Here is a 21806-nt window from a genome sequence, read left to right on the forward strand (position 1 = left end):
TTCGGCAAAAGGCACCTGCTTGCCCCTTGCCTAAGTTGTCAGCCGCCAGCCTGGGCGGGTCTGCTTTAAAGGAACGCTGACAAAAGGGCTAGCCCAGGTACGATTTCAGCGACTGCGAGCGCGAGGTGTGCTTCAGGCGCCGAATGGCCTTCTCCTTTATCTGCCGCACCCGCTCGCGGGTCAAGCCAAATTGCTCGCCGACTTCCTCCAGCGTGCGCGCGGCTTGGCCATTGAGCCCGAAATGGAGCGTGATGACGTCGGCCTCCCGCCTCGTCAGGGTCGAGAGCGCGCGCTGCACCTCCCGGCGCAGGGAGTCCCGCAGCAAGCCCGCATCCGGCGTGTCCGCGTCCTCGTCCCCCATCACGTCGAGCAAGCCGTTTTCCTCGCCCTGCACGAAGGGCGCATCCATCGAGACGTGGCGCCCCCCAATTTTCAGCGTGTCTGCCACCTCGGACGTGCTCAGGTCCAGCAACTCCGCAATCTCGTCGGGCGAGGGTTCGCGCTCGAACTTTTGCTCCAGCTCCGCGAACGAGCGGCTGATTTTATTCAGCGAGCCTACGCGGTTCAGGGGCAGGCGCACGATGCGGCTCTGCTCGGCCAGGGCTTGCAGGATGCTCTGGCGAATCCACCACACGGCGTAGGAGATGAACTTGAAGCCTTTCGTTTCATCGAAGCGCTTGGCCGCCTTAATCAGCCCTAGGTTGCCCTCGTTGATGAGGTCGCCCAGGGTCAGGCCCTGGTTCTGGTACTGCTTGGACACCGAGACCACAAAACGCAGGTTGGCTTTCGTCAGCTTTTCGAGGGCCATCTGGTCGCCCTCGCGAATGCGCTGGGCCAACTCTACTTCCTCGTCTATCGACACCAGGCTCACCTTGCCAATCTCCTGCAGGTACTTGTCCAGGGACTGGCTTTCGCGGTTGGTAATCTGCTTGCTGATTTTGAGCTGTCTCATGCGGGAACGGCGCTGCTTAGAAGGGGAAGAGCAACCCATAACTCCCGGTGCGGCGGCTTGGTTCGATGGCCTTGGCGGCGATGCTCCGCCGGAAGGAGCACGTGTGGGGTAAAAGCCTGACCGCCGTCGATTGAGGTAGCTTAGGAGGTAGTTCAGTATGAACGAACTGCCTAAGACAGTATGCTATTTTACTCAAGATGTTTGCAGCCTCCACCAAGGGAAGTAAGACGTTGCATGAGCATAATACCTAATTGACATGGCCAAGACTATATGTTGTGCGAGCAGCCTTATCTACTTGGTCTACTACCTCAGCTAGGTAGCTAACCTTATCACATACCTGGCTGATTGACATTCTATGCTCCGTATACAGAGCGAACTGGCCTGCAATGAGCTGCAAAAACTGGGGATAGGATGAGTACTAAATGTGGCGCGTAATAGCCCACATTACGATGGTCAAAGCTATGTCATCCCGCCGGTATGGCATAGCACTTAGTGGTATTAAAGAGTTGGTAGATAATCAAAATCTCCCCGAACGACTAATGCTCTTAAGCAGTTGGTTCTGCAGTAATTGGTCGCGATAAACACCTTCCACAGCCATACGTGCTGGTCCAGGCTTGCCAGCTTCGTGTATCAGGCGGTCAGCTTCCTGCCGCCGCTGCAGCGCTTTTACCATGTTGTCATTAGCCTGCCCCATAGCCCGCAGCCGCTCGGCTTCGGTCATCGAGTACCGGCCCGGATTCTTGAGCGTGGCCATGAACTCTACGCTCTGGGCCGTCATCTCGTCGGCAATCTTCTGGTAATTGAAAGCTGTTTCCACGTTCTTTTTCTTGAGCACCTCCTCATAAGCATACGCCGAGGCAAAGGCCTCTTCCCGCATGTTCTTGTAGTCGCGGTAAGTAAAGGACTGGGCCCCGTTGCGGCCGATATCCAGGCCCGAGAAGGCCTGGCACACCGTTTCCACGTCCTGCTCCGTGCGCCCCTGCAGGGCCTGGCGCAAGCGCCGGGCTTTGCTAACGGGCGTCATGTAGTCGGGCTGGGAGCTGGTGTTCATTCCGATGGCGCGCCCAAACAGCTCCAGGGGGTTGGCGTAGCGGAGGTCTTTCACCGACTGCCCCTTGCGCAGGTCGGCCTGAATCTGCTGCTGGAGCATGAGGTTCTGGCCCGTGATGTTTTTAACTTCCCCCGTGATGTCCCGGGTGACGCCGGCAATTTGCCGGGCATCTTTGATGACCTTGTAGTTTTTCATCGTTCCGGTCCACTGGGTGAGCCTTTTGACGAAGTCCTCAATGTGCACGGGGTCGTTAACCACCATCTGCGCCTGAGCTGGATTTGCGGCCGCCAACAGGCTGGAAAAGACAAAGCCAGCAACTACTTGACTTTTTATTATACAGGAAAGCAAGAAAATGGTAAACTTATTTACTAGGAAATAAATTATTGCACCATTGCTGCGCCGCTGACATCGGTCGCGCCGGTAGTGATGGGTGCTGCCCACGTTGCCGCCGGTGGTGTTGGGGCAGAAAACGCTGCCTTCCCTGACCACGGTGGTTGTGGCCACGCAGCGCATCGAGCTGCCCCGCCTGCTGGAGCACCCCGCTTTCACCGACGAGCAGCGCCATACGGCCACCGCCCGGATACTGCCCGAAACCGACCCCGCCCGGCTGGGGCGCTGGCTGACCAACATCATGCAGCGGGTGGCCGAGTGGGAAGAGCGCACGCTAACCGAGGAAGCCCGCCAGCACCCCCACCCGTACCCGGGCGACGAGTGCTGATTTCACCGGCAGGGCCGGGGGCAGTGGGGTACCGTTCCGCTGTCACCGGCTTTCCTCACAACTTCTTGCCTACTGCCTTATGCCCTCCTCCCCTCCCCCACCGTCCGCCACTACTCACCGTTTCCCCCGCCGTTTTAGTGACCTGCTGCGCCACGGCCGCTACACCTTCACCGAGCGCGAGCTGATGGAGCATTTGCGCATGACCTACCGCACCATCAAGCAGCGCGAGGCCGACCCGTCCACCCTTACCGTTGCCGAGTTGCTGCGCGTGGCCGATTTGCTCAACGAGCCCGTGCAGAATATTATCGCCGTCGTGCTGGCCGAGGTGCAGGCCAGTGGAGCTGAGTAGCCTACCGGAACTCGTAAGGTGTGAAAAGCGTCAAGTTTTTACGTGTAAAAACTTGACGCTTTTCCGTACTTTTGCCCTTGTTATCTCTTTCGTTCATGACCGGTTCCATTATGCAGCGCGTCCGCCAGCAGGTCCAGGCTTTCGAGCCGGGCGAGCTGCTGACCTATGCGGACCTGGCTACCGACCCCGCCTCCTTTGGGGCCGTGGCGGCGGCCCTGAGCCGCCTGACCCGGCAGGGCGTGCTTAAGCGTTACGCCAAGGGCCAGTACTACCGGCCCCAGACCAGCCGGTTCGGAACCTTGCAGCCCTCTGAAGGGTCGGTGGTGCGCGGGCTGACGAAAGCCGCTGGTACATTAGCTGCTTACCCGGTTGGGACCAGCTTGTACAATCAACTGGGACTAACCAACCAGGTGCCGGCCGAACTGGTCGTGACCACGCCCAAGCCGCGGCGCACCCGGCCCCGGCGCGTGGCCTTCGTCGTACGCCCGGTGCCGGAGCAGGCCAGCGACGTGCCGCTGCTGCAGTGGCTGGAAGTGCTGCGCGACCTGCGCCGCATTCCCGACGCTAAGCCCGACGAGGTACTGGGCCGCGTGCAGCGCTATGTCAAAGCCCTCGCTTCTGCCCAGCGCCGCCGCCTGACCGAGCTGGCCGCTCGCCAGGCCCCACCCCGCGCCCGCGCCGTGCTCGGCGCGCTGCTCGAATTGCAGGGCGACAAGAAGGGCGCCGCCCAGCTGCGCGCCACCCTCAATTCCCTGACCACCTACCGCCTCGGCCTAAGCGCCGCGGCCCTGCCCAACCGCGCCGCTTGGAACATCCAATGACCCTGCACCTGAGCCCCGAGTTCGGACAAATCCTACTGGCCACGGCCCAGCAGCTGGGCTGCCCGAAGCCTTTGTCGAGAAGGACTATTGGGTGAGCTATGTGCTGCGGGCGCTGGCTGATTCACCCTTTCGCGAGCAGCTGGTGTTCAAGGGCGGCACGGCCCTGTCCAAGGCCTACGGGCTGAAGACGTCGACCTGGCCATTGCCGGCACCGAGGGCTGGACGGGCGGGCAAATAAAGAAGCTCATGGACGCGGGCGCCAAGCACATTACCCAGGGCCTGACGGCCGTGGTGGAGCCGGGCGTGACCGTGCGCGGCAGCCACTTCCGCAAAACCCTGCACCAGTACCCAGCCATTGTTGGCCCGGCTGCCGGCTCTCAGGTGCGGCCGGGGGCGGTGCTGCTCGAAGTCAACGCCTTCGCTCGCCCCCACCCCAACCAGTGGCGGTCGGTGCAATCCTATGCCGGTCAGTTCCTGACCCAGCGCGACGAGCGGGAGATGGTAGCGCAGCACGGCCTGGCCCCATTTGAGGTACTCGTACTGGCCCTGGAGCGGACGCTGGTGGAGAAGATACTGGCCTTGGTACGCGCGGGCTATGCGCCGGACCCATTGGCTGAGCTGCGGGCGAAAATCCGCCACGCTTACGACCTGCACCAGCTCCTGCAGCAACCCGCGCTGCAGGCTTTCCTGGCCAGCCCGGCGTTCGAGACCCTGCTGGCTGAGGTACGCGCCGACGACGCCCGCAACCAGGAGTTTCAGGGCGCCTGGGCTACTCAGCCGCTAGTCCAGGCGCAGCTGTTCGCCGATGCGGGCCGAACCTGGCAGCAACTGGTGCCAACCTATCAGGGCGCTTTCCGGCAACTCGTCTAGGGGTATTGCCTCCCAAGGCAGCCATCCAGCTTACCCTGAGCCAGGTTGGGGCCCGTCTGCGAGATTTCTAAACGGCCGGTCCCTCAATTAATAAGGAGCCGCCCCTCCCCTACTTGCCTTTCGCCGGCGGGCCGTGCTGCAGGTAGTAGTTGACTGCTTCGTCAACCAGCTCCTTCAGGTACACCCGCCGGCTGTGGAACATGAGCTCCTCGTGGATGTAAGCCAGGGCAGCCCGCTGGGTTTCCCCTTCCAGGCGAATCAGGGAAGGCTGCAGCCCGGAGGAAGCACCGGCTGCCGGAGCTGGTGCCTGCACCTTGGGTGGGCGCCCCCTCCCCTTCCGGGGTTCCGGGGCTATTGCCGTGGGCTGCGGCTGGGCTGCGGGCTTCGTTGCCGGCACTGGGGTTGCTGCCGGCGCCGGCGCTACTGCTGGAGCGGCCGCTAGTGGAGCGGCCGCCACCGGTGCTGGTTCGGGGACTGCCACAGGCGCCGGGATTGCCGCTGGCTCAGCTTTAGCTGGCTCCGCAGCCGCGGGTGCGGCCGGCATGTGGCCGGGTTGCCCGCGCAGCATGGATATCTTCTCGTCTGTGGAGATTTTCAGGCGTTGAATCTTGGCCATTACGCTACGAGTTCAGAAGTGAGTTGAGCACGGGCAATCAGTTCGTCGCACAGGGCGCGCACTTCGGCTTCCACGGATGCATCTGCCCCCACTGACCGACGATAGGCCGGGTTGAGGTAGCTGTAGCGGGTCGACAAGCGCTTATAGCAGCCGAGCTGACGCAACGAGGCCTGCAGGCGCGGCAGACCCAGCGCGTCGGTGAACTCGTCCATGTCCTTCTCCTCTTTCAGGTTGGTGCGGTGCGAGTGCACGCCGAAAAAATTGAAGTCCAGCCCTTGCTCCCGCGAGAGCCGGGAGATTTCCTGCAGCAGCTGCATGAAAGAGATGGTGGCGAGGCGCTCGGCGTCGGAGGCCCCGACGGGCACCAGCACCACGTTAGCGCCGCTAAGCACGTCAATCATGGCCGTGTCGTCCGAGCGGCCAGGCACGTCGATGAACACCACGTCGTATTCGTCGCCGACTTCGTCGAGCCGGTCGTACACCTGACCCATGCCCACGGATTCGAGCGTGTAGGGAAAAGCGGGCTCCGAAAGCGTACCGGCGAGGCGCTCCTGCTCCACGCTGGGCTGGTCGTTGGTGAGGCGCACCCCGGCCAGGGTTTGCTGCGAGTCGGCATCGACCACGAGCACCCGGTAGCCATAGTCGGCCGAGAGCGCGCCAGCCAGTACGGTGATGAGAGTACTCTTACCAATGCCGCCCTTCTGGTTGGCAACGCAAATGATTTTCATAAAGCAGGGGAACTAACGGGTTAAGCCGCAGCGGGCGGAAGCAAGTTGCAAATAAAGCAGCTTGTTTCTTGATTTTCAAAGTTACTCGTAAACTTGTTGTTTTGTTTCCTAGAAAATAAGATTACAAGTTAACTTATTTACAGAATGATTTATTTCTTGTTTTCCTGATTTCTAAGTTGCTATAAAACATAGTTTATAAGTTTCTCAGTAAACATTAATTAAAAGCTCTTAAGAAACTTATTTCCTAAATTACTAAGAAACAAAGTGCCATACGGGGCGTAATGTCCCCAGGATGCTAGATTTTTAGCTTTCCTAATTTACTTATTTCTTAAGAAATAAAATATGCTTTCTGAAACTGCTAAACGGCTCCTGGGAGCACTGCGCCAGGTTTTGCTGCCCAGCAGGCCAAGACCAATCGGCCATGACAGTAGCCATAAGGCTTTAGCCCACACGCCCACGTTACCCCAGGGGTTAGGTTACTTAGGTCGAACAGCGGTCGGTACCTGCGCTGAATGCCAGCCACCGGCTGGATAAGACCCCATTAGGGTAGTTAGCAAGAAGACTACCAATTATCTGCGCTAACGCACTGATTAATTGGTAGTTATTTATCAACAGAGTTGATAAAGGTTAACTATAAAATGTATGACCTTAAAAATCAGTCAGTAAGAATTAAGAACAGTATGCAGGAGCAGGAACAGCAACCCGTTTCACAGCTGTCTGGAGGACCGGCTGTGAAGCACCTCACGGTCAGCGGACCGGCGCACCGGCTGGTGGGAGCGGAGTCGGCCCGGCTGGGCCTTACGCGAACGGAGTATGCCGACGCCGCCGTTCGATACTTTGCAGAAAGGAGCCTGAACCCGGTGGAAGCTCAGGCTCGGGAAGGACAGCTTATCATGGCGGAGGTAAAGCGACTGGGCGACCTGGTGTTTTCCTACCTGCAGGAGCAGGAGCGGGGCTTGCTGCTGGAACTAGTGCGTTCCCAGTTGCACCAGCAGGCGGTGCAGGAGCAAACCCTTCGGGTAGTTGAGAATTTATTGGCCCCGGAAGGAGGGGAGGTTCTGCATAAAATTCAGCGAAAAAATCAGGAGCGCATTGCTGAAGCCACGGCCGCAGGGTTGGCCGCACTGGATATAAAGGCGCTAAATAAAGGGCGCAAAAGCGGGGATTAAAGCCATGCATGCGAAGCTGATTAACCCGAAAAGCAATGGCAAGAATGCCTATAATAATCAAGGCAGCGCGGCCCAGGCCTTGAATTATTTGACCCATGAGGCCCGAAAGGAGGGCCAGGAAGCTCGTTATTTTAATGGGCAGCAGGACGTGCTGAGCCGCGATTCGGTGCTGGCGGCGCTGGACAATAATGTAAAGGGACTACGGGCCGACGAGGCCAAGTTCTACTCCCTGGTGATTAGTCCCAGCCCGGAAGAGCTGGCGCACATCGGCGGCGGGGAGGAAGCGAAGCTGCGCGCCTTTGCCCGGGAAGTTATGGCCGCCTACGCAGCGGGCTTCCGCCTGAAAGATGGTGGGGCAGTGGGGCAAGAGGACCTGGTATGGGGAGCTATTATTCACCAGGAGCGCATCCACCGCGGCACGGACCCGGCCGTGAAGGAAGGAGATGCTAAGACGGGGCAGCCGCGGCCCGGCCTGCAGGCTCACATCCACGTGGTGGTTTCAGCTCGCGACAGGGCCCAACGCGTCACGCTCAACCCCGGAGGGCGCGTCAGCCGGTTTAGTCTGCGCGACTGGCAGGATGAGGCCCGGCAGGTATTTGAGCGGCAGTTCCAGTATCAGGGGCCCGCTTCCAAACAGCGAAAGGCCCCTCCCATTTCCGCACCCAACCCGAAGCGTAACGCGCGGATTGCGCAGCGCGTCGAACAATTGAACCGGCAGGCAGACCCACGCCAGCGCCTGGATGCGGAGCGGGTGCAGCGTATCGCGCAGGGGCGGGGCTACGACCCCATTTTCTACGACCGGCTGCGACGGCTGGAGGGGCGTGCCCGGCGGGGGCAGCCCCTCGACAACGCCTACCACCTGCTGGCCACGGGCCGCGAGGAGCCGGCCCGCCCAAATACCGGTCACCAGGTGCGGCACGCCCTGCACAGCCTGCAGCAAACGCTACGCGCTACCTCCGGGCCCGAGCGCGTGGCCACCCAGGATATTGGGGAGCAGCCCCGGCGCGGGCATCACCAGTGGGAAGCCGAACTGTAACAAACGTGTACGCTAAATCCACCCTTCTATGAGCATGATGAGTGCCCCCCGGCAGCCGAGTAGCCACCGCCTGACCGGGCTGTATATCGCCCTGGGTTTTTTGCTGGTGGTGCTGGCGGGCGGCGAGTATTACCTGCTGTCTCACCCCTTGTTTTTTGCCGGGGCGCTTACCTCGGCTGCCCCGCAATCAGGGCTGGGTGCTTCCATTACTTCCCGCCTACTCCTGGGCACGGCCACGTTTTACCAGCGCTGGCAACCCACGCAGCTGCAGCTGCGGCGCATCCAGCTGGGTGCAGCGGCCTTGGTGCTGCTAAGTGGGACGCTGTTGCTTCCCATCGCCACGTTTTCGGCCGGCGTAGTGGCTTGGCTGTACCCTGCGGCCGCTTTGTTTGCTCTGGGCGCCGGCCTGGCTGCCGGCGTGACGCGCGCCCTGCACAAGACCGAGCGGTTTGGGCTCCGTACCGAGCGCCGGCAGCAGATTTCGGAGCACGGCTTCAGCCTGGCCACGACGGACGGGGGCTGGATTAATATTCCCAATCCCTTCCGGGGTACGCTGGATCCCTTCCGGGGTACGCTGGTCCTGGGCGGAGCGGGGGCGGGTAAATCGTATTCGATAGGGGAGCCCCTGATTGAGCAGTTCACGGAAAAGGGGTTTGCCGGCCTCATCTACGACTTCAAGTTCCCGGTGCTGGCCGAAGCTGCGCAGAAAGCCTTCGTGCTGGCCGACGCCAAAGCCCGGGCAGTAGGGGAGGAGCCAGCTCATGTGCAGCTGCACATCATCAACTTCAACGACCTGGAACGCAGCGAGCGGGTGAACCCGCTGCGGGCCGACAAGATGCCGGTGGTGGCCTATGCCAACGAGTACGCCCGCGCCATCATGGCCAACCTAAACCCGGAGAGCATCAAAAAGATGGACTTCTTCGACACCAGCGCCAACGCCTTCCTGACGGCCATCATCTGGTTTTACAAGAAGAACTTCCCCACGTTCTGCACCCTGCCCCACGTGGTGAACACGGCCCTGCACCCGGACTTTACCCACGTGCTGAGCATGCTCGACACCGACCCCGAGTGCGGGGACATGGTGCGTTCCATCACGACGGCCGTGAAGCAGCGGGCCGAGAAGCAGGTGGCCGGCGTCATTGCCTCGCTGCAGATTGTGCTCACGCGCATCAACTCGCCGGAAATTGCCTGGGTGCTCACGCCCGACGAAGCGAGAGGGGAGGGGTTCAGCTTGGAGCTCAACAACCCGAAGGCTCCCAAGGTCTTGGTAGTAGGCAACGACCCCACGCTGAAGGAAACCTTCTCGCCGGTTATCAGCTGCATCGTGGCCGTGGCCCTGAAGCTGATGAACCAGCAGCACAAGCACCCGAGCTACGTGTTTCTCGACGAGGCCGCCACCATCTACGTGCCCAACCTGGAGGTGATACCGGCCACGGCCCGCAGCAACAAGGTGGCCATGATTTACATGACCCAGGATTTAAGCCAGATGATTGACGCCTACGGCCGCGAGAAGATGCAGGTGATGGTGAGCAACCTCAACAACCAGTTTTTCGGCAAGGTAAACTCCCTCGAAACGGCCAAGTTTGTTTCGGAGCTGGTGGGCAAAGAAGACCGCGAAATGGTCTCGGCCAGCCTGGGGCGCAGCCAGAGCGGCGGCAGCCGCGGCGCGGGCAGCAGCACCAACCAGAGCGTGAGCTGGCAGGAGCGCAATCTGGTGCGCCTGCAGGATACCATCACGCTGGAGACCGGCGAATTCATCGGCCAGACCGTCGAAACCGAGCAGCCCTTTTTTAAGGGAAAAGTAGAACGCCAAGCGGTGCCCGGGAATTACCCCCTGCACCCGCTGGCCACCTTCGAGGGCGGTCTGGCCCCCGTGCAGGCGGATACCCCGGCAGGGGAGGATTTAGGCCGGGATTGGCTGAGCCAGCGACGGGCAGCCCGGCAGGCCGGCAGCACTCCCGCTTTGGAGCCAGTTAGCGCGGTGCAGGCGGTTATTCAAGCTAATTTTGAGCTCATCCGCGAAGACGTGGCCAGTATTGTTGGGCAATATGCCAACACTCTTAAATTGGGCGTAGGCTCAAGCAATGAAAGCGAACCGCTTTTGTAAGAAGTAGGAATATCACCGTTTCATTCAACCCGTCACAGAAATCAGCTGGTAGCCGCCGATTAGTTTGCTGCACCGCAGAGTTGGCAAGCACTTCGTCAGGGCGGCCATAGACCACGCTAGTGAATTTGCCTTCGCTGTGATTTTTTGTTCCAGTAATTGAGGCCGGGCGGGTGCGGCAATAGCATTCTCACCTTTGAACCGGTAAACATCCTCCTACCAAACCAGCGTGGACCAAAGCTCCGTTCATGGAACAGCAGGTGACAGCCGTCTATGGTGTGTTGGCCCGTCGTCTGCAAAGGGCGCTGGCGCATCGCGCTGCACTGCGGTGGGCGGGAGGAAACGCCCGTGACGAGGGAGTACGTGTTGTCAATGTCGTCGTAGGCATATTTTGGTTTGAAGCCAACGTCGAAGTGGTACTTCCCGACCACGAGGGGTCGTACGGACCCAAATATTGCAACAGCAAGCATTTGGATAGAGCATAGCGACCAAAACCACCGGGAACAAATGGCCACATTCACAAAGTAGGCCGGGCTTATTTAGCCAGGCTTTCAAACGATTCCTTCGCCCTAATATCAGTGGATGAGCTGCCGATGAGCACTTCGAACCGGCCGGGCTCCACCACGCGCTTCATGCTTTGGTTGAACAGAGCCAGGTCGTCGGGGCGCAGGGTGAAGCGGACAGTTTTCTTTTCGCCGGGCCGGAGGGGCACGCGTTCGAAGCCGCGCAGCTGGCTGTCGTAGGTGACCACGCTGCTGAGCACATCGCGCAGGTAGAGCTGCACCACTTCGTCGCCGGCCAAGGAGCCGGTGTTGGCCACGTCCACGGCCACCTCAATCAGGGCCTGAGGAGCGGCCTGCCGGGGCGACACCTGCAGGTTGGAGTAGGCGAAGGTGGTGTAGCTCAGGCCGAAGCCGAAGGGGTAAAGCGGGCCGTTGGCGCTGGTGCGGCCGCCGCCGTTGGGGTCGCCGGCGCTGGGCTGGCCGGCCTGCGAGCCGGGCTTGAAAGGAAAGTTGAACTCAATCTGGCCGGTGCTTTTGGGAAAGGTCATGGTGAGCTTGCCGCCGGGGTTGTAGTCGCCGAACAGGGCCTCGGCCACGGCCTGGCCGCCCGAGGGCCCCGGAAACCAGGCCTCTAAAATGGCGGGCACGTTTCGGTCGGCCCAGTTGATGGTGAGCGGCTGGCCGTTAATGAGCACCAGCACCACGGGCTTGCCCGTGGCGTGCAGGGCTTCGAGCAGCTGCTGCTGCCGGCCGGGCAGCTCCAGCGAGGTGCGCGAGAGGCTCTCGCCCACGGCCTTGTCGGTTTCGCCCAGCACGGCCACAATCACGTCGGCGTCGCGGGCCTTGGCCACGGCCTGTGCGATGCCCGCCTGCTCGGCCACCGTCAGGGGCGTGGGCACCAGCTCGGAGTCGGGCCAGCCGGGCGACAGGGCCACGCAACCCTGCTCGTACAGCACGGTGAGCCCCGGTCCGGCGGCGGCCTGCAGGCCCTGGAGCACGGTAGTCACGGGGTTGTTGGAGGGGCCGTAGCGGCTGATGGCGTGGCTGCTTTCCGCCGCCAGCGGGCCAGTGACGAGGATGTTTTTCAGTTGGATTTTTTTCAGCGGCAGCAGGCCCTTCTCGTTTTTGAGCAGCACCAGGGATTCCCGGTTGAGCTGCAGCGCGAAGGCTTCGTCGGCGGGCGTATGCACGATTTTGTCAGCCCGTTGAGGGTCGGCCACGTAGGGCTGGTCGAAGAGGCCGAGGCGGAATTTCACGCTGAGCACCTCGCGCACCCGCTGGTCGAGCGTGGCGGTAGCCAGGCGCCCGCTGGTCACCAGCTCGCGCACGTTGGTGATGTACTGGGCGGGGCTGTAGAAGTTGGTCCACACGTTCAGGCCGGCCTCCATGGCTTGGCGGGTGCCGTCCTGGAAGTCGGTGGCCACGCGGTGCTTCTCGTGCAGGAACTCCACGGCCCGACTGTCCGACACCACGTAGCCGTCGAAGCCGTACTGCTGACGCAGCAGCTCGGTGAGGAAGTAGTGGCTGCCGCTCACTGGCAGGCCGTCCCAGTCGTTGTAGCTGCTCATCACGCCCAGCGGGTGGGCTTCCTGAATCACCCGGCGAAAGGGGTACAGAAAGATGTCGTGCAGCTCCCGCGGGGCCACGTGCGGGTCGGTGCGGGCGTTGCCGTCGCGCCCGCCCTTGGGCACGCTGTACACGGCGTAGTGCTTAAGCGTGGAGGCCACGCCCTGGCTCTGCACGCCCAGCACCATCTGCTTGCCCAGCTCGGCGATGAGGAAAGGGTCCTCGCCGTAGCACTCCACCACGCGGCCCCAGCGCGGGTCGCGGGCGGGGTCGAGGATGGGCGCGTATACGTTGGTGTAGCCCAGGGCCTTGGCCTCGCGGCCCACCGTTTCGCCGGCCTGGCGCACGAGTGCGCGGTTCCAGGTGCTGCCCGTGGCGATGGGCGCGGGCAGGGGCGTGGCGCGGTCGTGGCACAGCCCATGGATGCCTTCGTTGGTGAAGTCAACGGGAATGCCCAGCCGCGTTTCCTCCACGAACCAGTGCTGGATGGTGTTGATGGCCGCCGCGTGCCGGCTGAAGGGGTACGAGTACTTGGTCTGGGCTTTCGACGTTTCGCGCAGGCTGTTCAGCTCCTCGTCGATGTTGGCGATGCCGTCCTTCCAGATTTCTTTTTTCCAGCCGGGCGTGGGCATCTCGTCCTTCAGTACCCGCCCGTAGCCGTAGAGGGTGGCCAGCTGACAGGATTTTTCGGCCAGCGTCATCTGCCCGAGCAGGTCGTCGAGGCGCTTTTCCAGCGGCTGCGCCTTGTCCTCGAACACGTCGCGTCGGCCGTTTTTGTTGAAGTCCGTCCAGCCCTTGTGGTAGATGCTCTTTTGGGCCTGCGCCGCGAAGCTGGCGGCCACGGCTCCCAAAAGGAGCGGGAGGGTTCGTAGGTGCATAGAAGGGTGAGGGTGATGGACTAGCGAGGAGAACTTGGCCTGCAAGTACACGAAAGCAGATGGCGCCGGAAAGCTTCGGGTGTGGGCTGGCCCCCTTTTTTCACGCAAACGTTTACGCGAAAAAGTCTTCCGCTCACGCCTTGGCGAGGTATTGGCCCCTAGCCGGGCGCCCTACCTTTCTCTCGCAATTTCCTCTTCGCAACCAAGTGTATGCTTTACGCTTCCTTCCGACTCGCGGCCCTGGCAGACTAGGCCCTGCATGCTGTCGGCGCCGTCTTGAGCCTGGCTCGTCCCATGCCCCGACTCCGCCGAAACGCCCCGCAGTGCTTACTCGGCAATCCACGGCCCTCACCGCTTACGACGCCGCGATGGAAGCTTAGCTCAAGAAGCTGACGCTGGAAGAGAAAATCAAGACGGTGCCCGCCAATTCAGCCTTTGCCTCGGGCGGCATTGGCGCCTGGGCATCCCCGAGTTGATGACCTCCGCCGGGCCGCATGGCGTGCGCCCAGTCGCCACAGCCAGCACCCGCGTTGCGTCCGGCATTGCCAGCGCCCGCTTGTCCTTCAAAACCAGATTGGGCCTGGCCGAGCGCGGCTGCCAGTGGCAATGGTTGCCATAGGGTTGCCGTAGGCGCCGCGGGTCGGCTGCTAACGCCTTGCTTGAGTTCTTTTTTGGGCTAAGTGCTTGAGTGCTTATATGATGTTTCGGGGACATCACCGCAAACGTTTTCGTAGATAAATATTGGGTATTACTGTTTTTCGGCGGCTGGTTTTCCCACCTTTACCGAAGAGGCGGGGCCCTATGCCGTGCGCTAATGACGCTGACCTTTTGGGCTTTAGTGCCATATCCCCAGGCTTTATTGCCCGCCCCGAGGCACAAAAACTGTCGCTGCAAGGCCCATACTTACCGGATACGGCCTGCTTTACCATCAGCAGGGGTCGCCGGCGCTTCGAGGGCCTTTGGGCATCGGGGCCGCTTCAAGCTACGCTACGGAACGAAACCATCGCAAACGAAACCTGCTAACCAAAATTCTCCTATGAAAAGAGTTGTCTACTTTGTAATGCTCAGCTGGTTATCAACCACAGTTGCATTTAGCCAAGCTATTTCGCCCTACCTGGCCGGCCAAAACGCCTGGCTGCCTACTGCCCTGGGCACGCAGGTATTCAACGGGCAACTCGACAGGCTGTGGCCACTGGTGAAGCAGTCGCAGGTGAAGATGATTCGCATTGGGGGCAATGGCGCGAACTCTAACCTGGTCACCAATCAGCAGTACATCGCCCAGATTGACTCCATCCGAAAAATTGGCGCCGAGCCCATGGTGCAGGTGGCGGAAGGGCGGGGGAGGTTCACGGCGGCGCAGGCGGCGCAGGTGGTGAACCATGTGAACATCACGATGGGCCGCAACATCAAGTACTGGATTATTGGCAACGAGCCCGACCTCAACAACGCCTCGCACCCTAATCCAACCCCCGTGGCGGGCGTGGAGGCTTACATCAAAGCCTTTGCGTCGGCCATGAAGGCCGTGGACCCTACTATTCTGATAGTGGGTCCCGAAAACGCATCTTATAACAGCTACTACCCCGCGCTGGTGGGGGGAGCCAATGACGTGACCGGCAAAGATGCCAACGGCCGCTACTACATCGACATCATTTCCTTCCACACCTACCCCTTTGCCGGCACCCAAACGCGGGCTCAGGTAATAAACTCGCCCCAAAACCTGGCCAATACCGTGACCAACCTGCTGGGCCTGATGGCGAATGCCAACGCCTTGCACAACCGCACGGGAGCCGCGGCCCTGCGCTGGGCCCTCACTGAATTCAACGTCGACTACGCTAATCCCACCGCCAATACGGTGGAAGGCGTGGGTGTGCATTCTTTCCTCAATGGCCAGTACTGGGCCGAGGTGTTTGGGGTGGGGATGAAGTATGAAGGCGTGTCAATGCAGCCGTGGTCCATTCACGAGGGCAGCGGCGCCCGGGGCGTGGGCGATTTGGGCTACATCGATGGCAATACTGCTTCGACCTTTAAGCCACGCTCGGCCTTCTGGCACGAGATGCTGGTGTCTGAGAACCTGCACGGCACCAACCTCAACGCCACCGACAACCAGGCGCTGGTGAAAGTGCTTAGCAGCACCGACAACGGCACCACTGCCGTGATGGTGCTCAACGAAAGCGACGTGGCGGACTACGACTTCACGGTGCAGCTAAACGCGAACGCCGCGCCTGGCACGGCCGCGCTGAAAATCAACGTGCCGGCCAATATCAACAACTTCTACACCGATAAAATCTTCGCGCAGTCGACGCTGGTGCTGCTCTTTAACAGCCAGGGCGCCCTCACAAGCAAAATAGTGTACTCGCTGCAGCACGCGCAGAACACCATGCCGCCCACGTACCTTAAGCCCGGCCAAACGGTGACGCTGGCTGCGTTTTCGGCCAATAAAACCCTGGCTTGCGTGGCGCCGGAAACCGTGATGTACACGGCCTCGGTACTGGGCGATTTCACGACGCTCGACTGGAATTTTGGGGCCGGCGCTACGCCTGCTACCGGCACGGGCAAGGGGCCATTTACCGTGAATTATGCCACGGCCGGCACCAAAGACGTAAGCCTGACGCTGGTGAACCCCGACACCACCATCGTGGTGAACAAACCAGGCTACCTGCTAGTAAGCAGCTGCATTCGGACGCCATTCCGGGGGAGTCCGGCCGTGTTGCCCGGCGTGGTGAAGGCTGTGGAGTACGACTTCGGCGGCCAGGGCGCGGCCTACAACGACTCCGATGTAACTAATCAGGGCTTTGTTCGGGATGCCACCGTGCCGCGGGGCGACGAGGCCGTGGATACCGAAAACGGGGACGGCGGCCTCGGCAACATTGGGTACACGGCTCCCGGCGAATGGGTGAAATACTCCGTGAACGTACTGCGCAGCGGCCTCTACAAGGTTACGGCGCGGGTAGCGTCGGGCACGGCAACGGGCGGCGTGCTGCGGCTGTCGGTGAACGACGTGGACAAAACCGGCCTGGTGACGGTAGCCAACACGGGCGGCTTTGGCGTCTATCAGGACCTAGTTATTAACAATGTCTACCTTGAAGCATCGCCAAATGCCACCCTCAAGCTGGACATTGTGGGCAGCGGCTTCAACTTCTCGAAGCTCACGTTTGAGGAGCAGCCCGCGGCGGGCATTGTAGTGAACCGTATTTATAATGCCACCAACGAGGCCACCGGCCAGTCGGATGCCGTGGAGCTGCTGGTGGTGAAAGACCACCAGGACATCCGCGGACTGATTATCAAAGATTTTGAAGCCAGCCTGACAACGGACGTGGGCGGCAAATACCAGTTCAACAACCAGCCTCTCTGGCAGGACCTGCGCATTGGCACCACCATCGTATTGCGGAAGTTGGCCGCCAACATTGCCGGCTACACCCAAGACCTGGACCCCACCGATTTCAAGCTGGATTTGGCCCTGGAAAACCCCACTTTACTGACCTTTGTCGGCTTGGCCGGGCACACCTTCAACCTGACCAGCACCGACATGGTGCTGCTGAAAACTGGCGACCCCAACGGGGTAACCAACGCAGTGCACGCCTTTGCCTCTAACGTCGGCACCAATCCGACCCTGTACGCGGCCGTCACCGGTCCCAAGCTGGCCTCGACGCTGGGCAATGGCGGCGGCACGTTCCAATATCCGCTCAGCGCCGCTCAAACCACGGCCGACTACGATGGGGTGAAAGCCGCCGCGTCTACGTCGACCAGCTTTAACTGGGGCAACGGCTTTGGCGATAACAACATTGCCTACATCGCGGCGCTGCGGGCGTCTATTGCGCCGCCAGCCGGCACCATTGCGCCCGGGGCCATTGTGGTGAACCGGGTGTACAACGGCAGCAACGACGGCGACGGCCGCGCCGATGCCGTGGAGCTTCTCGTTACCCAGGACCACCTGGACATTCGCGGACTGCTGGTGAAGGATTTTGAATCCAATATCACCGCCGACAACGGCGGCAAGTACCGCTTCAACAACACAGCTTTCTGGCAGGACATGCGGGCCGGCACCACCATTGTGCTGCGCAAGCTGGCCGGCCCGGCGGGCTACGCCCAGGATACCGACGCCTCGGATTTTACCATCGATTTGCTGCTCGAAAACGCTACTTACCTGGCCAACGAGTCCGCCGGCAATGTGTTTAACATCACGCAGTTTGACATGGTGATGATAAAGGCGGGCGTACCCGGCGGGGTGGCTGGGGCCATCCATGCCTTTGCTACCCGCGGCGGCGGCAACAACGGAGTTCCTTCGGCCATTTATACCTCCGTAACCAGTCCCAAGCTGGTTTCCCCCAACACCGATGCGGGCGGCGACCCCAGCTCATTCCACTACCCGCTGAACCCCGACCAGCTGCTGAGCGACTTCAACGGCGCGAAAAGTGAAATCTACCGGGGCACCGTTCGCAACTGGGGCTACGGCTTCGGGCCTGGCAACGAGCAGTACATCCAGTCCTTACGCAATGCCCTGCTGCCGGCGCCCACCGCGCTGGTGGCCACCGCCACGAACAATAGCATTGCCCTGACCTGGGCTGATAACGCCGCCACAGAAAGCGGGTTTGAAGTAGTGCGCTCGCTTGATGGCGTGACCTACACCCTGGTGGCCACGCTGGCGCCCAATGCTACGACTTACTCCGACCCCTGCCTGCGCTACGCCACCCGCTACTACTACAAAGTGCGCACCACCGGCGAGGGCCTGTTTTCCAGCTACGCTGCTGCCAACACCAATACGGCTGACCGCACCGCGCTCAACCTGCCCACGCTCACGGCCGGGTGCACCGTGACGGCCACGGCGCCTACCGCGCCCGACTACTGCGGCGGCACGGTAACGGCCACCACCACCGACCCCACTACTTACTCGGCCCAGGGCAGCTTTACCATCATGTGGAGCTTTGCCTACGGCGATGGCAGCACCAGCACCGCCATCCAAAGCGTAGTGGTGAAGGACCTGACGCCGCCCACCGTGCGCACGCAGAATATCAGCGTGCGTCTAGTGGCGGGTAGCGCCACCGTTACCGCTGCTACCGTCGACAATGGCTCGACGGACGCTTGCGGCCTGCAAACGCTCACCCTGGACAAAACCAGCTTCGACTGCTCGAACACCGGGGCCAACACCGTGCTGCTGACCGTGACCGATGTGAATGGCAACCGCGCTTCGGCCCCGGCCACGGTCACGGTAATCGGCGCTACGCCGGTGCCGGCCATTGCAGTCTCCAAAACCAGCAAGACGTTCACCGGACTCGACGCTACTACCCTCGCCATTGGCTACGGGGCGCAAAGCGTCGTGCTCACGGCCTCGAACAGCACCTCGGCTGCAGCTGCTACTACCTACTCGTGGGCACCTGCCGCGGGCTTGAGTAATGCGCAAGTTGCCAATCCCGCCTTTGCACCCACCGCAGCCGGCACGTACACCTTTACGGTGTTGGCCACTAACGAATTCGGCTGCACGGCCAGCGCCTCGGTGACCATTACGGTGCTCGATGTTCGCTGCGGCGATGCCAACGACAAGGTGCTGGTGTGCCAAAACGGCAGCTCCCTGTGCATTGCTGCTAGTGCCGTGCCCGCCCAATTAGGGCAGGCTGGTAGCCGCCTGGCCACGTGTGGGCCGGTAGCCCGAAAGTCGGTTGAAAACGTACTCGCCGGCGCAGTTTTCGAAACTTATCCGAACCCGGTAACCTCCCGCGCGGTGGTGCACTTCCGGCCCGCCGCCACGGCCGCCGCCCAAGTGCAAGTGTTCAACGCGCTGGGCCAGGTGGTAGCCACGCTCTATGACGCCGTGGCCGAAGCCGGCCGCGACTACGAAGTGACGTTGGAAGCGGCTTCCCTGCCCGCCGGTATCTACACCTGCCGCCTGGTGAGCAACGGCCATGTGAAAACCCAACGGCTTGTGGTGATAAAGTAAGCCGCGGCCCCCAGCAGCCTTGGATTTAATAGAAATGGCCAGTTCGGCTGCCGGTAGCACCATCAGGACAAGTGATGAGACGACCGGCCGCTGGACTGGCCACTTTATTCTCAATTGGAGAGGGGAGTTAATTCCGCCCTAAAACCGCTAATTCCCTCCAGCCTAGGTAGTTCTTTCTCATTTTCAACCAACCCGATTTTCCTATGAAACAACAAGGTTCTACCCGCCCCATTTCATGCCTAGCCCCGCGGCTGGTCTGCGCTCCAATTCCGCTCATTTCGCGGTGGAAGGTGCTGCTCTTTTTGTGTTTGGCACTGGGCGCCGCGCGGCTCCCGGTTACGGCGCAGGCCATCTCGCCCAGTTTCTTCGGGATTAACTACTGGAATCCCAACCCGGCCACTTCCCTGACCACCGACCTGCGCAAAGCCGATTTGAAATGGCTGCGCATCGGCGGCAATGGGTTCAACATGGACCAACCCTACAAGTCGGCCAGTGCTTACGGGCCGGCGGTGGCTTATGCCCGCACGCTGAACGCCGAGCCGCTCATGCAAATACCCATCAGTCTGACGCCTGCGGAGCTGGGAGTGTTTGTGGCCGATTGCCGTCGCCTGGGCTATAACATCAGGTACTGGGCCATCGGCAATGAGCCCGACCCGGGGGTGGAAGCAGAAGCGGTGGCCTGGGCCGCGAACACGTTTACGTTCGAAGGCTATACCTATGCTTCGTGGCGCACCAAGTTCAAATCCCTGGCCACCAGGCTTAAAGACGTGGAGCCCGACGCCAAACTCGTTGGCCCCGACTTTCGGCTGTTCTACGATGTCGGCAACGCCTCGAACGAGGCCGGTGTGCCGCGCTACTACAAGCCCTTTATTGACGAGCTAGGCGCTGCCTACCACACCAACGCCGCGGGCCAGAAACGCCCGCTGCTGGACCATTTTGCCTTCCATTTCTACGCCGACCGCAAGGAGTCATTGCTGCAGGCGCGCTTTGCCACCCTGAAGGGTTTGCTGGATAACGTCAACGCGAATGGCCGCCGCACCAATGGCACGGCCGCGCCCATCACCGTGGCCGTGACGGAGGTGAATGCCTTCAACAACATGGACCCAGGCAAGGAAGCCGAGATGAAAGCCTGGGACTTCAAAGCCGGGCAGTTTGTGGCGCTCATGGCCAAGAACGTGATGAAGCAAGGCGGCCTGTGCTTCACGCCCTGGAGCATTTTTGAGAGCGAAGGCGCCCGCACCAAGTTCGACTACTCTTTTTACAACAACAACGGCACCAACCCCACCCGGCGCTCCACCATGTGGCACATGGCCTTGCTGAGCAACTACCGCCAGGCCAACGTGATGAACGGCGCCCAAAGCGCGCAGCAGGACAACCTGGTGTTCATCGGCATGCGCGGCCCTGATGGTTACACCCTGATGGTGATGAACATGCAGCCCACCGGCAGCTACTCGTACCGCGCCTCGTTCGACAACACCTTCCACGCCGGCACCGAAGCCGTGAAAATCAGGTTGGAGGCTTACACCGCCCTCAGCCGGGAGTTGGTTGACAACATTGCCCCGCGCAGCACGCACCTCTACAAGCTCGACCCCGAGGGAAACGTCTTGTCCAAGCTTTATTACGCCGAAGGCGACCCCGCCCCGCGGCAGCAGCTGGCCTTCACTTTTGTGAGCCGCAGCTCCGTTGCCGCCGGCACCGCGGGCTACGCCCGCCCCCTGGGCGGCACGGCCACCAATGACGTGACGCAGTACGTGGGCAGTGTTGCCACGTTCAGCTCGGCGCGGTGGCTGCTCAAGCCCGCCGACCCGGGCTACTACTACATCGTGAACCAGTTCACCGACCTTGCCATGCGTCCCAAAGGCACTTCCGATGCCGAGCGCATCCAAGAAAACCAGCTCATCAGCCAGGAAGCCCTGAATGAAAACAGCCTGAACAACGACTACCTGATGTGGCGCGTGGAATACACCGGCACCGGGGGATACTACCGCCTCCGCAACAAGCGCAGCGGCAAGTACCTGAACGTGAAAGGCGGTGGCGTGACCGCCGACATTCCCCTGGTGCAATTCACCTACTTCGCCGACTACCTCTCCGAGCAATGGCGCTTCGACGCCGCACCCGCCGAAAATGAGCCGATGCAGGCGCGCGGCAGCGGCCCGTTAGCCGGCGCCACCGGCCCCAATGATGCCCTGGCCAAGAGCCTGAGCGTGTTTCCCAATCCTGCTTCGGCTTCCCTCACCATTACCATCGACGCGGCGGCCAGCGACGTTACGCTGCGCGACATGACGGGCCGGGTCTGCCGCACGCAGCGCCTGGACCGCACCGGGCAGGTTGATTTGCAGGGCTTGGCCAAAGGCCTGTACCTGCTCACCGTGAGCACGGCCAGCGGGCAGGTGCACCAGAAAATTGTAAAGGAATAGGGGAGGCGGCAGAGCTTCCGCTTGAGACCCGAAAGGGAGGTCCTGCTTAGCGTAGCGCAGCAGGACCTCCCTTTCGGCTTGATGACGCTCTATTAG

Annotated in this window: 13 protein-coding genes and 1 pseudogene; 9 read left to right on the forward strand and 5 right to left on the reverse strand. The window is 61.2% G+C overall.

The genetic code is table 11. From position 1 onward, the window contains the following. Positions 1-88: 88 nt before the first annotated feature. Entirely contained in the window at positions 89-952 is an 864-nt protein-coding gene (locus BMZ66_RS22940) for a sigma-70 family RNA polymerase sigma factor (protein WP_092678713.1), read from the reverse strand. A 517-nt stretch (positions 953-1469) separates the two neighbouring features. Next, positions 1470-2264 carry a hypothetical protein gene (locus BMZ66_RS22945; RefSeq protein ID WP_092678714.1) on the reverse strand — a complete coding sequence of 265 codons (795 nt, stop codon included), beginning with the start codon at positions 2262-2264 and terminating at the stop codon, positions 1470-1472. 169 nt (positions 2265-2433) lie between these two features. Here BMZ66_RS22945 and BMZ66_RS22950 point away from each other — a divergent pair, with 169 nt between their 5' ends. The 4 genes and pseudogenes from BMZ66_RS22950 to BMZ66_RS22970 all read left to right on the forward strand — a co-directional run bounded on the left by BMZ66_RS22950 (position 2434) and on the right by BMZ66_RS22970 (position 4761). Beyond that, a complete protein-coding gene (locus BMZ66_RS22950) occupies positions 2434-2721 on the forward strand; it encodes a hypothetical protein (protein ID WP_092678715.1) in 288 nt (95 codons plus the stop codon). Between the two features lie 79 nt (positions 2722-2800). Continuing rightward, on the forward strand, positions 2801-3070 hold the full coding sequence (locus tag BMZ66_RS22955; protein ID WP_092678716.1) for a hypothetical protein: 270 nt from the start codon (positions 2801-2803) through the stop codon (positions 3068-3070). 95 nt (positions 3071-3165) lie between these two features. Next, entirely contained in the window at positions 3166-3891 is a 726-nt protein-coding gene (locus tag BMZ66_RS22960) for a DUF6088 family protein (protein WP_092678717.1), read from the forward strand. 142 nt (positions 3892-4033) lie between these two features. After that, positions 4034-4761 (forward strand): annotated as a pseudogene (locus BMZ66_RS22970) (nucleotidyl transferase AbiEii/AbiGii toxin family protein). Positions 4762-4870: 109 nt separating this feature from the next. On the opposite strand, the gene BMZ66_RS25655 reads toward BMZ66_RS22970, so the two are convergent. Together BMZ66_RS25655 and BMZ66_RS22980 are read right to left on the reverse strand one after the other, a co-directional pair. Next, the gene (locus tag BMZ66_RS25655; RefSeq protein ID WP_092678720.1) at positions 4871-5377 is read right to left on the reverse strand and encodes a hypothetical protein; all 507 of its coding nucleotides are present in this window, start codon (positions 5375-5377) and stop codon (positions 4871-4873) included. Next, positions 5377-6105 carry a ParA family protein gene (locus tag BMZ66_RS22980; protein ID WP_092678721.1) on the reverse strand — a complete coding sequence of 243 codons (729 nt, stop codon included), beginning with the start codon at positions 6103-6105 and terminating at the stop codon, positions 5377-5379. Before BMZ66_RS22980 ends, BMZ66_RS25655 begins: the two co-directional genes overlap by 1 nt. A gap of 731 nt (positions 6106-6836) precedes the next feature. On the opposite strand from BMZ66_RS22980, the gene BMZ66_RS22985 reads away from it, so the two are divergent. Genes BMZ66_RS22985 through BMZ66_RS22995 form a run of 3 tightly spaced genes read left to right on the forward strand, consistent with a single transcriptional unit; the run spans position 6837 to position 10417 of the window. Beyond that, a complete protein-coding gene (locus BMZ66_RS22985) occupies positions 6837-7274 on the forward strand; it encodes a hypothetical protein (protein WP_143080379.1) in 438 nt (145 codons plus the stop codon). Positions 7275-7278: 4 nt separating this feature from the next. After that, positions 7279-8310, forward strand: a complete 1032-nt coding sequence (locus tag BMZ66_RS22990) for a DUF5712 family protein (protein ID WP_092678723.1) — start codon at positions 7279-7281, stop codon at positions 8308-8310. Positions 8311-8344: 34 nt separating this feature from the next. Continuing rightward, the gene (locus BMZ66_RS22995) at positions 8345-10417 is read left to right on the forward strand and encodes a type IV secretory system conjugative DNA transfer family protein (protein WP_177204871.1); all 2073 of its coding nucleotides are present in this window, start codon (positions 8345-8347) and stop codon (positions 10415-10417) included. A 532-nt stretch (positions 10418-10949) separates the two neighbouring features. Here BMZ66_RS22995 and BMZ66_RS23005 read toward each other — a convergent pair. Then, positions 10950-13361, reverse strand: a complete 2412-nt coding sequence (locus tag BMZ66_RS23005; protein WP_092678726.1) for a glycoside hydrolase family 3 N-terminal domain-containing protein — start codon at positions 13359-13361, stop codon at positions 10950-10952. Positions 13362-14397: 1036 nt separating this feature from the next. On the opposite strand from BMZ66_RS23005, the gene BMZ66_RS23010 reads away from it, so the two are divergent. Both BMZ66_RS23010 and BMZ66_RS23015 read left to right on the forward strand, forming a co-directional pair. Beyond that, positions 14398-19293 carry a carbohydrate-binding protein gene (locus BMZ66_RS23010; protein WP_177204872.1) on the forward strand — a complete coding sequence of 1632 codons (4896 nt, stop codon included), beginning with the start codon at positions 14398-14400 and terminating at the stop codon, positions 19291-19293. A gap of 203 nt (positions 19294-19496) precedes the next feature. After that, positions 19497-21710, forward strand: coding sequence for a T9SS type A sorting domain-containing protein (locus BMZ66_RS23015; protein WP_092678728.1), 2214 nt, complete (start codon positions 19497-19499; stop codon positions 21708-21710). Positions 21711-21806 lie beyond the last annotated feature (96 nt).

Source organism: Hymenobacter arizonensis (assembly GCF_900115775.1).
Classification (GTDB): Bacteria; Bacteroidota; Bacteroidia; order Cytophagales; family Hymenobacteraceae; genus Hymenobacter; species Hymenobacter arizonensis.

Bases quoted from the DNA above. Each gene is read 5' to 3' on its own strand.
- BMZ66_RS22940 (WP_092678713.1), bottom strand. From the start codon at position 952: ATGAGACAGCTCAAAATCAGCAAGCAGATTACCAACCGCGAAAGCCAG.
- BMZ66_RS22945 (WP_092678714.1), bottom strand. From the start codon at position 2,264: ATGGTGGTTAACGACCCCGTGCACATTGAGGACTTCGTCAAAAGGCTC.
- BMZ66_RS22955 (WP_092678716.1), top strand. From the start codon at position 2,801: ATGCCCTCCTCCCCTCCCCCACCGTCCGCCACTACTCACCGTTTCCCC.
- BMZ66_RS22960 (WP_092678717.1), top strand. From the start codon at position 3,166: ATGACCGGTTCCATTATGCAGCGCGTCCGCCAGCAGGTCCAGGCTTTC.
- BMZ66_RS25655 (WP_092678720.1), bottom strand. From the start codon at position 5,377: ATGGCCAAGATTCAACGCCTGAAAATCTCCACAGACGAGAAGATATCC.
- BMZ66_RS22980 (WP_092678721.1), bottom strand. From the start codon at position 6,105: ATGAAAATCATTTGCGTTGCCAACCAGAAGGGCGGCATTGGTAAGAGT.
- BMZ66_RS22990 (WP_092678723.1), top strand. From the start codon at position 7,279: ATGCATGCGAAGCTGATTAACCCGAAAAGCAATGGCAAGAATGCCTAT.
- BMZ66_RS22995 (WP_177204871.1), top strand. From the start codon at position 8,345: ATGATGAGTGCCCCCCGGCAGCCGAGTAGCCACCGCCTGACCGGGCTG.
- BMZ66_RS23005 (WP_092678726.1), bottom strand. From the start codon at position 13,361: ATGCACCTACGAACCCTCCCGCTCCTTTTGGGAGCCGTGGCCGCCAGC.
- BMZ66_RS23010 (WP_177204872.1), top strand. From the start codon at position 14,398: ATGAAAAGAGTTGTCTACTTTGTAATGCTCAGCTGGTTATCAACCACA.
- BMZ66_RS23015 (WP_092678728.1), top strand. From the start codon at position 19,497: ATGAAACAACAAGGTTCTACCCGCCCCATTTCATGCCTAGCCCCGCGG.